The 13,447-nt window shown below is 38.9% G+C and carries 14 protein-coding genes and 2 pseudogenes; 9 read left to right on the top strand and 7 right to left on the bottom strand.

Translation table 11 applies throughout. From position 1 onward, the window contains the following. Positions 1–145: 145 nt before the first annotated feature. The 3 genes from R7Z49_RS21345 to R7Z49_RS21335 all read right to left on the bottom strand — a co-directional run bounded on the left by R7Z49_RS21345 (position 146) and on the right by R7Z49_RS21335 (position 2,912). A complete protein-coding gene (locus tag R7Z49_RS21345; RefSeq protein WP_065274219.1) occupies positions 146–1,075 on the bottom strand; it encodes a PD-(D/E)XK nuclease superfamily protein in 930 nt (309 codons plus the stop codon). A gap of 401 nt (positions 1,076–1,476) precedes the next feature. Beyond that, the gene (locus R7Z49_RS21340; protein ID WP_318112010.1) at positions 1,477–2,292 is read right to left on the bottom strand and encodes a restriction endonuclease; all 816 of its coding nucleotides are present in this window, start codon (positions 2,290–2,292) and stop codon (positions 1,477–1,479) included. Positions 2,293–2,747: 455 nt separating this feature from the next. Further along, the gene (locus R7Z49_RS21335; protein ID WP_080728395.1) at positions 2,748–2,912 is read right to left on the bottom strand and encodes a helix-turn-helix transcriptional regulator; all 165 of its coding nucleotides are present in this window, start codon (positions 2,910–2,912) and stop codon (positions 2,748–2,750) included. 122 nt (positions 2,913–3,034) lie between these two features. Between R7Z49_RS21335 and R7Z49_RS21330 the strand changes: the two genes are divergently transcribed. The 5 genes from R7Z49_RS21330 (at position 3,035) to R7Z49_RS21310 (ending at position 7,843) form a co-directional block, all read left to right on the top strand. Next, the gene (locus R7Z49_RS21330; RefSeq protein ID WP_318112008.1) at positions 3,035–3,889 is read left to right on the top strand and encodes a MarR family transcriptional regulator; all 855 of its coding nucleotides are present in this window, start codon (positions 3,035–3,037) and stop codon (positions 3,887–3,889) included. A gap of 602 nt (positions 3,890–4,491) precedes the next feature. Continuing rightward, complete coding sequence (locus R7Z49_RS21325; RefSeq protein WP_318112007.1) at positions 4,492–4,947, top strand: hypothetical protein; 456 nt, start codon at positions 4,492–4,494, stop codon at positions 4,945–4,947. A gap of 298 nt (positions 4,948–5,245) precedes the next feature. Continuing rightward, positions 5,246–5,857: a hypothetical protein gene (locus R7Z49_RS21320; RefSeq protein WP_031858079.1), complete on the top strand. Its 612-nt coding sequence runs from the start codon at positions 5,246–5,248 to the stop codon at positions 5,855–5,857. A gap of 421 nt (positions 5,858–6,278) precedes the next feature. Continuing rightward, positions 6,279–6,992, top strand: coding sequence for a hypothetical protein (locus R7Z49_RS21315; RefSeq protein ID WP_318112006.1), 714 nt, complete (start codon positions 6,279–6,281; stop codon positions 6,990–6,992). A gap of 125 nt (positions 6,993–7,117) precedes the next feature. After that, positions 7,118–7,843 carry a hypothetical protein gene (locus R7Z49_RS21310; protein ID WP_318112005.1) on the top strand — a complete coding sequence of 242 codons (726 nt, stop codon included), beginning with the start codon at positions 7,118–7,120 and terminating at the stop codon, positions 7,841–7,843. Between the two features lie 233 nt (positions 7,844–8,076). On the opposite strand, the gene R7Z49_RS21305 is transcribed toward R7Z49_RS21310, so the two are convergent. From R7Z49_RS21305 to R7Z49_RS21295, 3 genes and pseudogenes are all read right to left on the bottom strand, one after another. Then, positions 8,077–8,430 carry a hypothetical protein gene (locus tag R7Z49_RS21305; RefSeq protein WP_318112004.1) on the bottom strand — a complete coding sequence of 118 codons (354 nt, stop codon included), beginning with the start codon at positions 8,428–8,430 and terminating at the stop codon, positions 8,077–8,079. A gap of 247 nt (positions 8,431–8,677) precedes the next feature. Beyond that, positions 8,678–8,923, bottom strand: a complete 246-nt coding sequence (locus tag R7Z49_RS21300) for a hypothetical protein (RefSeq protein ID WP_170893315.1) — start codon at positions 8,921–8,923, stop codon at positions 8,678–8,680. A gap of 40 nt (positions 8,924–8,963) precedes the next feature. Then, positions 8,964–9,074, bottom strand: a pseudogene (locus R7Z49_RS21295) (putative quorum-sensing-regulated virulence factor); the annotation flags it as partial. Positions 9,075–9,234: 160 nt separating this feature from the next. On the opposite strand from R7Z49_RS21295, the pseudogene R7Z49_RS21290 reads away from it, so the two are divergent. Then, positions 9,235–9,868: pseudogene (locus R7Z49_RS21290) on the top strand (DDE-type integrase/transposase/recombinase); the annotation flags it as partial. 95 nt (positions 9,869–9,963) lie between these two features. Here the strand turns inward: R7Z49_RS21290 and R7Z49_RS21285 are convergent. Next, positions 9,964–10,725 carry a hypothetical protein gene (locus tag R7Z49_RS21285; RefSeq protein ID WP_318112002.1) on the bottom strand — a complete coding sequence of 254 codons (762 nt, stop codon included), beginning with the start codon at positions 10,723–10,725 and terminating at the stop codon, positions 9,964–9,966. A gap of 710 nt (positions 10,726–11,435) precedes the next feature. Between R7Z49_RS21285 and R7Z49_RS21280 the strand changes: the two genes are divergently transcribed. The 3 genes from R7Z49_RS21280 to R7Z49_RS21270 all read left to right on the top strand — a co-directional run bounded on the left by R7Z49_RS21280 (position 11,436) and on the right by R7Z49_RS21270 (position 13,289). Beyond that, positions 11,436–11,651, top strand: coding sequence for a hypothetical protein (locus tag R7Z49_RS21280; RefSeq protein WP_069497429.1), 216 nt, complete (start codon positions 11,436–11,438; stop codon positions 11,649–11,651). Between the two features lie 790 nt (positions 11,652–12,441). Then, entirely contained in the window at positions 12,442–12,984 is a 543-nt protein-coding gene (locus R7Z49_RS21275; RefSeq protein WP_318112001.1) for a hypothetical protein, read from the top strand. Beyond that, positions 12,981–13,289, top strand: coding sequence for a hypothetical protein (locus tag R7Z49_RS21270; protein ID WP_262641475.1), 309 nt, complete (start codon positions 12,981–12,983; stop codon positions 13,287–13,289). The genes R7Z49_RS21275 and R7Z49_RS21270 overlap by 4 nt, the downstream gene beginning before the upstream one ends. Positions 13,290–13,447 lie beyond the last annotated feature (158 nt).

The raw sequence follows: 13,447 nt of genomic DNA, 5'->3' as shown, positions 1-13,447 counted from the left end.
GAATCATAATGAAAACTAAGTCAAATGATGCATATTAGGCTTGACGTAAACAATAGGTTTCAGCACGGAATGGGGCATTTCTGTGTTTCATGCCCCATCAGCAAGCCTCTAGATATAAGTTTTCCTGAGCATCGTTTCTTTAACGTCACACAGAAGGGTGATTTACCATCCACGAATGCAACTGCTGGGCTTTATTTAGTGCGATACTAATTTCTTCCAATACTGAGTCAAAACTCTGTTCTGCGATTGATATTTGAGGTAATGGTGTTTCTATGTTTACTGATTTTCCCGACTTTATGATTCGATATCCACTACGTTCCAAACCTTCAAATTGACTTTTGATATCATCAAAACTGTCTGCTTGGCCTAGAAACTGCAACTTGATGACTTTGCCGTAGATCTGGTGAATGATTCGTATTTTTTTATTTATTGGATCGGGGTAGAAATGAATCCAGTCGTGCCCATTAGCTCGGGGTTTTGATTGCTCGGGATTCAATTGAGGAAAATGTTCTGAGACATAAGCTAAGTATTTTTGTGCAAATTCTGTTGTTTTGGGGCAAACCGTCGCAACGTAACCCCTTCTGTTTTTCTCAATAGCATCTCTTAATGTCTGCGCCTTATAGAGTCCTCGCTTATCACCTTGGGCAGCAAGGTAAACCATTATTTCTTCATATGAAATGGCAGCGTCGTACGGCTCCGCATTTCGAGCAATATATGCCTTTGGGGCAATGATACATGTTCTAAAATCTTGCCAAAGACCATCTTCTAAACCTCTGTTACCCCTAAGCCTGTATCTCTCTCCTTGTTGAGCCTGAGCTGAAGCATCAATCTTATTTTCAATAAGTATTGCTTGTGAAGATAAGTCATCTGATTGATAGATATAAACTAAGTCTGACTCGCCTAGGTTAGTATCTACGACAGAGTGCCAAGCACCGAGCGTTTTCACTGAGGTTATTTCTTCTCGAACACGACAAACAAACCATTGAGCAAATGAGTCGGAAACATTAAGCTCCTCTAGCACTAATAGGTCAACATCTCGCTCGTTAACACTCTGAAATGTATTTAATTCTTTCATTAGCCATAGCTTTCCTATAGTCGTTATTGTAAGCACCCACTTCCCTAGACATTACATAGATAAGAAAAAGTAGGTCAAATCACCTCATTATGATTTGTGAGGTTAAGCGCGGCTGGCAAGGAAAGGGGCAAAAGTGTTTCAGAGCTTACGTTCATTACCCCATTGGTTCTAACAAACCCACTTATGAAAGATAATGGGTAACACATTTTTCACCAGAGAGTTCTGCACTGAGAGGGCTTTTTATTTATCAATGAAATGAGCAAACTTTAGTTTTTGATGATTTGAGCGAGAACAATGTTCTCGCAATAGCATTTTCAGTTGAAAATTAGGCTTAAAAGGTTAACTTTTATGTTCTGAGTACACCCTTCTATACGGTTAGACTGCTTGAACCCTCCTCACATTCAACAGTCGCAAGTGTAGCGACACTTAGGATACGCAGAGCAACCATAGAAACTTTTACCCGCATTACGACCTTTTTTAGCAACACGGATTACAAGGCTAGACTGGCAGTTTGGGCAAACCTTGGAATGAGGATCGGGTGTAGGCTCATCAATGACAGGCTTATTCATAAAGCTGCGACCATCTTCAATCATGTGGACTAGCTCGCTACCATTAACCAACCAGAGGCGCTTCTCTTGAGCAAAGGCGATGGCTTCAGAAGTAAACTCTCCCGATGTTACGATGATCATTTTGCTAGCACGATTGTCGATCATCACACCATACATTTCTCTTAAGACTTGAACTCCGACTTTTCTAGCTTTCCAGTGCTTACATTGTACAAGACTCAACTCACCGTCTTTAGTTAACCAAATATCAACCCCTCCATCTGCCTGCTTTGAGAAAGATTGTTTAACGTCGTAGCCTTGCTGTTTAAAGTACTCGCCAATGTAGCTTTCAAATTTAATCCAACTGAGGGAATTAAGCGGAGTCGTGTTTTTGTGTGCTCTGATTTGAGATGTCGTCGCAAGATAATTATGCTTTCGCTGATACTGCTTAAAGAACGAAATTGGAGCTGGAATTAAAAACAAAAAAGCAAAATACGGTGCCATTTGCGGAAGATTCGGCCCAATGGCATTGAAGATGAAGTTATCACTGCGAGCCGCTAACCCTGGCAATAGGAAAGATAAACCAACATAAATGCCTGCTGAGAACAAGATACTCACCCACCACGGCGCATCCATCAAATGCCAAATAATTCCATCATTCTTCCGAGCCATAACCCCTCCAAATAAGCATCAAAGTGCATTAAAGCACAATTACTAGGTCTAATACAAAGAGGTAAATCATGTATTTATTGGGATTACAAGCAGCTAGAACATAGTTCTAGCAAGAGCATTTTTATTTATTAATTAAATGACCAAACTTCAGTTTTTGATGATGTGAGCGAGAACAGTGTTCTCGCAAAAGCGTTTGAAAGCTATCAGCCTTTGCCTGATATACCCAGACACTAATCGGATAAACCTGACTCTGCCTTTCGTCATTTCGGAGAACATTGTTCTCCGTTCAACTAATGAAGACTCGAGCAGAAATTGGATCCCTGAGATAGACAAAAGCAGGAACAAGGTTCCTGCAAGAGCATTTTTTATTCGTGTTATTAATCATATAAACAATGACATACTTATATTTACGAGGGCTAAGCGAGAACACTGTTCTCGCAGTAACAAGTCGCAATCTATTTTTGTTCTTCTAGCCAGCGCTCAATGTCTTTTCTCTGCCAGCCTACCACTCTAGAACTAAGTGCTACGACGGGCGGCATTTTTCCTTCTCTACGCCAACGCCACAAAGTACTTACGCTTACCCCGATCTCTTTAGCTAACTGCTCTTGTCTTACAAACATTTTATTACCTTTATTTCTCTATTATTTAGTCGTATCTTAGATTCTCATCACCTGGCTCGTAATATAAAATAAGCAACAAACCATATTGACATGATGACTAATGGACTTAGATCAAAAACGCAATGCTGTTGAGACTACAGATAGAAACAGCAATCAATGACTTAAAAAACCAGGCCAAATCTCGAGGTTGTAAAATTGCTCAGCGACGTCGTTCTGGGTATTTACACGCTGTTGATGACGCTCGGAACAGTGTTCTACCATACTGCGCACTATGCTGGCGTCTACGCAGCCGCTCTCACTACTACAGCGAAAAACACCACCCCATCAAGTCCACTAAACTTTATAAACAGCCAAAATACGCAGCTATCACTGCGTTGAAACGTCTGCCCAACCAGAACAACACTGTTTACGAAAAGTACCTAGTACAACCTAACAAACAGAAAAATCTGGGACGACAACTGTATGACCTGGTCAGCGGCTATGCGCCGCATCCACGAGTATTTCTGCGCCACTGTAAAGATAGCGCGAAGGCAGGAGACTGGCTCTCGCTATCAAAGAACATTGTTCAGACATGTAAAGTACACTACCCAGCGAGCTATAAAAAAATAAATCAGATCAAGTCAGATGATTTTAGTCAATGGTCATCATGGTGTATCGCGATAGTGAGATGTTTAGATCCTAAAGAACCAAACGCGTGGAGTGATAAAGAGTGCCTAACGCTTTTCAATGAGTTGAATACTTGGACCACACTGATTGGGATCTTGCATCGCTTCGAATGTGTAGAACGAATCAATAGCATTGAAACTAAGCGTGGCCCAGACGTTGGATATGGAGCTAATCTAGAACAACACCAGTTGATCAAAGAGCTGTTAAAACAACAACTAGCCACGAATAGCAAAACTAACCTAAGTGATATAGCCAGAACGCTTGGGCTTAGCAGACAACGCTACACCAGATCATTAAAAAACATCAATTGATCTCCTAAGCAGCAAAGTAACGGTGCAAAAAACAATCAAATTTATTTTACATTTTTAATTATTAAATCAAATAAAAATCATAAATATAATTACGAATAATTTGATTATTAAATTGATCCAAGATAATTATGGCAATAAAATAGTTTTTACTTGTTTATTTTTTTATGTTATAACTATTATAACTGTTATAATTATTATAAAGTTATAATTCTAATATAAGGATACATTATTTAAAATCACTTAACAAAAGATAGAAAATCGTTTTTTCTGCTAAATTTCTTCTGCCACACTTGGCACATTCACTGCCAATCCTGACACTTCCTCTGCCATTACTGGCAGTTTCGTTGCCAATCTTGGCAAAAAAATATGCCACTCAATTTTGGTTTAAAAACTTAGGCAAACATACAGTGCATTATTTTAATAAATAAAAAGTAAAACTTTGTGTTTATTATTTTCTATATATTATATTCAAGGTAAAGAAAAATATTTATTTGAACAATACTACAGTTCAAGTGTATATTATTCATCATATCGTTATTGAGAATATTCTTATGAGTAGATTTGTACTCTCCGCAGACTTACACCTAGGACATGATACTATATTGAAATATCGTTCAGGATTCGATTCTCCTGAAGAGCACCATAATATTCTATTTGATAACCTTGCATCATTTGTACAACGTCGTGACACGTTAATCCTGCTAGGAGATATTGCAACGACCCCGTTTTGGCTAGAGAAGGTTGCAAGTATTCAATGTACGAAGAAAGTACTCGTACTTGGCAATCAATGTACAAACATGAAGGTCAGCGGCAAGATGCTCGCAGATGGCTTCAATGAAATTCACTCGATGCTATCTAAACGAAATACCTGGTTTACACACTGCCCTATACATCCTCAGAAATTACATGGAAAGATCAATGTTCATGGACATATACATGACAGTATCATTCTAGATGATGCTGGCAAACCAGATCCCCGCTATATCAATGTATCAGTAGATCAGACTCAATTTAGACCAGTCTTGTTCGGTGACGTCGTTAGTCAAATCACTCGCTAAGTGGCTCTTGCCAACACTATGTTTGATAAACAAGACAGAACCATATAGCAAAAAAGGCTCACTGGTAATGGAAACGCTCACTGCACATATGAACAACGAGCTTCCAGAAGCTATAGACCGTTTAAATACGAGATTGCCAAATGACTTTCCAGAACATATCTCTAGCCTTATTTTCGACAATGCATTGGAAATGCTTCAAAGACTCTCCTTACAAGCATCCGAGTAGAGTACAAGTTATATGTCAAAAGCGGCTTAGACCTTGTAAGGATAAACATCATTAAACTTTTTGGAAAAACCTATGGCATTCACATTTAAATTAGATTCCCCTATTCATGAGCTTCAAGCATCTACAGCACTTCTAGTTCCAAACGTTCCAGGGCAGAATCTAGTTGAGCAGTTAATTGAGCTTGCAACAAAAGAATATATTTCCTCATTAGAAAAAGGAAAAAATGGGGAGTTCGGCTTACTAATTCATGACAGCAATGGAGAGGAAGTAATTCATCTTGCTTATCGTAGTGACATAACTTATCTAACGCAATTTGATAAAACCAAAACTCACATTATTAAATATGCTAACGAAAAAAGCATACCTACCAAGGAATTAGTTCTACCTAACGGTGAGATATTAGTTATTTGCAAAAACAATGCTGACTCTGAAGCGTGGTGCCAGTTATTAATGAATTTTTCCATGCAGAAAGTAGCTCAGATTGAGAGATTAGATTTGCACCCTGCTCTGCAAGGGAACGGTTTTTTTACTAAGTTAGTAAACCAATTACTCTGCATTGCTGATACAGAGTATGTATTAGTGACTAACATCGTCAATGACGAATGGTTTGAGTATTTAAAAGAGGTAGCAGATGAAATCGTAGAAAATCGTTTTCAATGTAGTGCTTTGTTTAACCAGAAGTAATCAATCTTAGTTCTAAGTAATAGTGGATATGGACTAACCTAGGCACTGGTGTACATAGCAAGACCAAGCATCAAAGCTCCCTCCCAAGGAGAATTTCAAACTCTTGATTCATATCGGTTAAGAGAGTCCGAATGATTTGGAGGAGCTTGCTGACATTAGCTGTATTGACTCATACACGCTCCGACAGTTTTGATTATATAAGTTGGTCATGCACCTGTACTCGCCCCCACACAGCTCACTTCTGGACAGAAGTTTGTTATTGGCTTTGCTAAATTAGCACTTTACGGATTATCTTAGGTATCGTAAAACTTCCAACCCACTCAGTAGTCAAGTTTACTTTTCTACTACAACCAACGGGGCGGATACGGTAAAATTAGTTCAATTATTTTTATAACTTTCAATCAACTACGAAGAAGTTAAGATGTCATTGCATAAGAAATTTACGATTGCTGCTCTTAGTCTAGGTATGGTATCTGCCTGTTCATCAGTAGACAGAGCTATGATGTTTGGAGGATATATCATGAGCGAGAAGGGCTACGATAATATTTCTAGTAGGATTGCTTTTACTGAGAGTTGTTACCAACATGCTTACATCAATGAAACCCAACACCGTCTTATGTATAAATATATAAGTGATGAGATGTCAGTATTAGCTCATGAGCCAGAAAGATTAAAAACCTTAACCATAGATAAGATAGAGGTGTTTAAAAATGACTATTCGATAAATCTCAAAGCAGAATGTTCTGACTTCAAGAGGTATATAACGCAACAAAAGAAAGAAGCTAGTTACTACGCTAATAAGTCAACGCAACTACAACAAGAAAACGTTGAGCAATTAACAGATACATTAGAGTCTATTGGACAAGAAGCATATAAGATTGGCCAAAGCTCAATGCAAATGACATCCAACACATCAATACAAGTACCTAAAATTGGCTCTCAGAGCAAAAGAGACTCTCTATTAATGAGTACTCCTGAGCTTCAAAACACGATGGACAACATTACTAATCCAGCGAATCAGCTTGAAACACGCTCTCCACTATTAAAAACAATATACAGAGATGGGTTTCAAACCTGCGTATATACTTCTGGTAAAACTCTAAGTACTACAGATCTATGCCCTCAACATCACTAGTTTTGATGTAATACAAAAGTGCCTATACTAGCTCGTGGCTGAAGCATTTAATTTTTGGTTTCTCTTCAGTAATTACGAGTGTAAATGTTAGAGTATGAACTTTTCTCTAAGAGGTGGTGACTAAATTGTTTAAGTTGGTAATGCGTCTTTTTAAAACTGTCAATAATTTTCTTAGAATAATCGAGGAAGTATCATATGCTGGTGTTAAGGCGTCATCAAAGCTAATAGAGAGTGCTGAACAGTTTAATGAGTCACATAGAAAAAAGACAGACTGCGAAAAAATTGCAAGCACAGAACTACCAACAGACGTGAATCTTCATGCTATTATTGATAACTTTTCTCCAGAAGATAAGCTGCGGTTAGAAATAAAGAAAGGAATTATTAAACAACAGATTAACAAGGGAAACTTTGTTCTTGAAAACAATGATAGAGAACATGATGCTGCTAAATTACTAGCATCTATTGTTATTAATCGAGCTGTAAAATATAATGAAATTCTTAACCGAGAAATGGTATTAAATACGTTGGTCACGATTGGTTTTGACGTGTATATTCCTAGATGCTCATCTTGGAAAAGCGCATTTATCGCAAGTAATGATAGCCAAAGTATATACTTCTTAATTGGTAAACGCAACATAGATTTTAAGCTATATAACCACGTTAGAAAGGAGAAGTTTGATCAAAATGGTAAGCTATTTACTGATAGTGGACAATTAGTTAGGAATTATTATAACGATAGCGAGGTTTTTATCCACAAGTTTATACTTGAAATAGCCACACTATTTATAACAAATACAAAAATAGGTAAAGAGTATTTAGTTGGTAATGGAACGTCACCTTATCAAAGGTAAGTACTTAGACTTTTGCATTATATGTTCCAAGTGATTAATTAAAAGTTTGCACAAACCTGAGCACTAATAACGTAGTAAGTAAATTCATAGTATGTTAAGAGATTTTTGCTTCACTTAATCCTAAAATCAAATAATCCTAGTCAGCGCAGAAAGAATCTCATCACATTGTTTAATTACCCAGAGTGCATCCGAAAGGCCATCAAGAAAGCGTAGATGTTCACCTCTTAGTGCATTTATAGATCCCAACCCTTAAATACCTCAATCTCTCCAGTATAAATTTTAAACTTGATCTCTAGCTCGTTGGTTACTAACACTCGATAGCGGTCAGTATATGTTACTAGGTCACCTCCGTGAGATCCATCTACAGAGACAGGTCCTGAACTATCCTCATACGTCCAAGAGACAAAGAGTATAGTGACAGGAAAGCCTGATTCTTTAGCAAGCTCACGAGCCATGTCAGGCAATTTTTTACCTAGCGTGAGTACGTGTTCCCCTTCATTATCTTCGTAGACACTAAAAAAGTGTTTACGCCTATCTGCTATTGAAAGAGATTTATAGAATCCCCGCCATTTGTCGCTATTTTTCATACTAACTCCATTCTACTATTGAACTTAGACTCATTGATCATACTGAATAGCCACCAGTATCGTAGCCATTTTTAACATGACCATTGATATTAGATAATATAAGTCAAAGTGTAGCTTGGTGACGTTAGCAATTGAAAGGTTAAACTCATTTAGGGGCAATAAAGAGTCAGCCTAACGGTCTGGCTCTTTTGAATGAAAACACTGGTCTCGTGGGTGAACTTGTAAGGCTGTGGCAGGTTACACTCACTTACTCCTTAGGCAGGTGACCAGTTTCCTTCGCAAGCTTTTGCATCGCCTCGGCAAACGTTGTTGTCCCGCCTTTAGCTTTAACCTGTATTACCTTATATGCCAACTTTTCCAACGCTTGGCGCTCTGCCAAAACAGCTTTGTCATCTTGCTGGCTACCTTGAGCTGGCTGATGAATGTAACATCCCTCTAATTTACCATCTTCGACCAATTGGTGGTGTTTCAGTGCATCGATATCAAAATTCATAATAAGTCTTTTCATCAAGAGTGGGCGTTTCTGTAGCTAATTACATGCGCTTCAAAGGCTTCACGACACTATCTAAGCCTTCAATTTTGAGCGCTAAACATAGCTTGAGCAAATCCCCTAGCTCGCCGCTTGGCCAGCCCTTTTTATCAAACTAAAAACAATCAACTTTCTTTGGGAAAGATCACAAATTGTATCATTGAGTACTATACATATTCATGTCGATAGTGTCATAAAAACCAAGATAAACTCTAAAAGTGCTATTCATCAGAATAGCCTTCCAGTGCGAGGAAACGGATACAAAGGACGGAAAAGCTTTCAACAACAGCAAAGGCCGAGATAGTTAAAGGTGCATCCGTAAAGAATTGGCAGAGAATGGTAATAGCCTTAATGCAAAACTATTGCAGCAAACATAAAATGTCCGTCGCTTAGCACCAGTTGTCTCTAGTCGTTACCGCACGGCTCAGAATCAAAAATGGACGGGTGATATCAGATATTTTGCCACAAGCGAAGGTTAGCTGTACTTGACTGTCATCTTTGATCTTTACTCACGACAAGTGATCGGTTGGTCTATGGATACGTGGATGATGGCTACGCTAGCCTGTGATGTACTATCTATGGCCCAGTTTCGTCGAGGCTCCCCTGAGTAGGCTTGTTCATAGTGTTCGAAATAACCCATATTACTCAAAAGACTATCGAGGCTGAATAACGAATTATAATTTAAAGTAGCACGTGGTTAGAAAAGGAAACTGCTGGGAGACTGGCTGTATTGAGAGCTTTTTCCATTGTGTGAAAGTTAAAGAGATCCAATACGAGCCGATCATGACCAAAGATGAGATGCGCCAAACGGTCTTCGAGTTCATTGAGGTTGATTTTATTCTTACGAGTAGGCTCAGTGCGCTTAGTTATTTAAGCCCAGTTCACTTCATCAAGCAACATGTCGCTTGATGAAGTGCCCAGTCAGGTTGGAATAGGTCACTATTATAATAAACGCATTCTGTGACAGAGAGTGAGTCAGGTAAGTCACTCTCCTTAAACATCAGCTATGCACGACGTTCGGAACTGAAATAGTCATACAATAAATCAAGTGGCGTATGCCCCGCATGTTCTAACACTCTAGCTCGCAGCATTCCCTCTGTGCAATCGGCTAACTCATCCCAATCTGGATTGGAACTCAGAAACAACTCTCCACAACTGTCAGGAGTGTTTTTGTTCCAGATTTCCTCAATCTGATATTCAAGGTCACCATTAAAATCTAAATTATCTTCCAGATCTTCAACAAAATTATCCCATTCATTCAAGGTCATCCATATGCCACCTGTACCATGAACATTAAGAGCATAAAACTCAAAATCTGGAATATATGGTGATGATTTTGATAGGAATGGAGTATTTAATACTATGCCATCAGGATCAACGGCAGCACTTAACTGCTGGTCAGAGCCACAGAATACATCACATTTTAGGAGTCTAGAATAACGCGCGTTGCTTGCTAACTCGTCACTTAGTCCTGCAAATTTGAGCGCCTCAATTAGCTCTTCAGTCCTGATCAGTGCCGACTCTTGTTTTTGCATGGACTGGTAACAATTGAATCCAGCGTTTCTAGCAAGTTGCTGAAATCCTTGATTTAGAGAACATCGCCTATTTTCTAGTGGGATAGTACGAAATTCCGTCTTAAAAAGATCAGATAGAATCTTGGTCGATACCTCAGAGAAAGAGGCATATGCATTGGTTAACATAATCACCTTATAGCTGGCTAATTTACCGAACGCGTCTGATTTTGTTGATACGGCATACCCCAGCATGGATTCATTATTACCAAATAGGTACCCTCATTTTTACAGCAGACGCACCATTGCCATGAGTGGCAAACATGAGTATACAGAATCAGATAAAAATGACAACATATTGTTTTATAGGGTAAAAATAATACTTTTATTTATATTAGTGCATACGATTATGAATAAAAAATAACGAAGTAAATTTATTTACACAGTAGGACTATATTATCGAATAGGAGGTAATTTATGAGGGTTTTATATATAAACGCTTTTTCTCTCTTATACTCAGAGCGTTATATCAATAACAATGAATCAGTTCGCAATGCATACCGATCCGGTCACTATAAAACCACCCTAGATGTCATGGAGTCGATACCACACGATACCCTGTCAGCAAAATTGCTAGAAAGAGCAGCCCTATCGGTAGGAATGTTAATTTATCCAGTAGAGCCTAGAGGAGCCCGAGACCTGCTTATCAATATGCAGATATTCAATAAGGCATCCATAGCGCCCGATATCGACTGGACTGGTGTATTGCGAATGGGGAGCAACAACCATATTGCACGCATACGAAAACACGTTGAGATAGCTCGTGTCAGTGAGTGGCGCAGTTGTGGAGATTTGTTTTATTGGGAATTGAATCATCTTCGAAACCTCCATCTAAAAAGCCCATCGAATAAGGGGGTAACACCACAACTATTACGTCAAATCCGAGCTATCGAACAGGTAAAGTTATGAATGATGATAAACAACAAGAAGAATTTGAAGAAGGCTCCATCAGATTTATGCAAACAATCCTACAGGAGAAGGCGCTAGCCTCTGTGATTATGGGCGAGAACGGCAATGTCGTAGTACAGTATTGCGATAGCATTACCGTGTACAAGCAGGACAACTCTGCGGATCTGGCTGCTAAGTTACTGAAGCTAGTAGCAGAAGCTCAATGCAATTAGAGCTTTGGGAAAACAAAATCAACAGCCTCATGCTTGTTATCACGCACATGAGGCCAATGATGTACCGAACTAGTTTAGTTTAGAGCACAATAATCTAAATAATCAAGAAAACAATTTATCAAATGATGAGAAACGGTGTTCAGCTCAAAAGCTGTTATTTTTTGTTAAGGATGCTTATATATTAATCAATAGAGAGTTTGGTTAACAATTAAATACTGGATTAAAAAATGATCAGCGAAAGGCAAGATTCATGCTAACTATGAAGAACGCTTGGATAACGTGGCTAAAGGTGGCCGTACCCTTAACCTCAAAACTATCAATCCAAGACCTTGAGATCAGAATTAGTATTTAGCTCATCATTCCAGATCGGAATTTGTATTTCACCCGCGCTCTTAGATCGGAATTAGCATTAATCTATCCCTTCTAACTCAGAATTAGCATCTAACAACCCAGTTATAAAGCGGAGTTAGCACCTAGCCCGTAATTGATGTACCGAAAGTAACCAATATATTGGAATAGCTGACAACAAGTATTTTAATGACAAAGATCACACTTTAGACTGAAGAAAAAACACACAAAAAGCATAAAATCAATGAGTTGAAATCAACTCGCGACTTGTATGCCATTATTTTGCCACTTCCCATACCTACTAATCTCTGTGACTATCGCTTCAGTACCAGTGAGTAATTGATAAGAATTACGTTGACATTGCTGAACCATTATTCGACATAGCTGAGAAAGTGAGCGTAAGTATTACAACCAAATACTTCCGCACAGTGAAGAAATCACCATGAGTTATAAAAAAATGGAACATTACGAAAAAATTATCATCAAGGGTTTGCTTGGCGGTGGCAGTACGAACGAGGCTTTTTCAAGCCGTTTAATTCAGGGCACTGGAATTGAGAAAGTCGAAAGTGTGAGCGAAATGTGGGCTTACCTCGAAGGTCAACTTCAGCAGAAAGTCATTGATGTGATTGAGTCAGTTTTTTGTGAGGAAATTGATACTAACAATCTAATCAAAGGATTGGTTAAGCATGTTGCGCAGCGGGGTGCCCTTGCTGAATATTATGCATTAGATCTCTCGGAGCGTAGCCAATTTACCGAAGACGAAGAACGTGAAAAAATAATGGAATTATTCGAAGCGAAGAAAAAAATCTGGGAAGAAAAAGAAAAAACGTTCAATGCACATGACTATTACAACGCAGAACCAGAGCCAGACTGTGTAACGTGTCGCGAGTGCCGTACTGATTTTTACGATTACACAAGCGATGCGCGTAGCATTTGGGACACTGGAGCCTGCCTTCGTTGCTACATAAAGGGTGAAGTTCAATGAGCAAAAGCATTAGAAAGTGGGTAGCGATACCAGATCGCCACGATGAATACTTCGACGGTAATTTCAATGAACTTGACGGGTATTATAAAGACGATAGCTCCATGAAAAATATTTATTGCTCTTACAAAGTGAATGATGGTGACGTTGTTTTTTGCGACCATTGCGACACGGAAGTAATCGAAACTGATAGTTGGGCGGACGCTGCAGTTTGTCTTGGTAGTGGTGAGGTTGTCGAAGATGCTTGGGCGGGTTCTAGGTATCACTGCCCTGCTTGCGATACAGTCGGTTACTGGTATCCATCTTGATCGAAAGCTGTCGAATTTGTAACCTTTGGATGCAACCCACAGATATTACGTGTGTGGGTTCATAAGTATCCAGCACGATACAAGCGCTAACATAAACTCCTGTTAAATATTGTTTTTCGACTCACCTTAAAATCTGGGTGAACGCTTTCGCTCACCCT

This window comes from Vibrio sp. 1562, from assembly GCF_033340155.1.
In the GTDB taxonomy this organism is placed as follows: Bacteria; Pseudomonadota; Gammaproteobacteria; order Enterobacterales; family Vibrionaceae; genus Vibrio; species Vibrio alginolyticus.
This window is presented reverse-complemented; position numbering and strand designations above follow the sequence as displayed.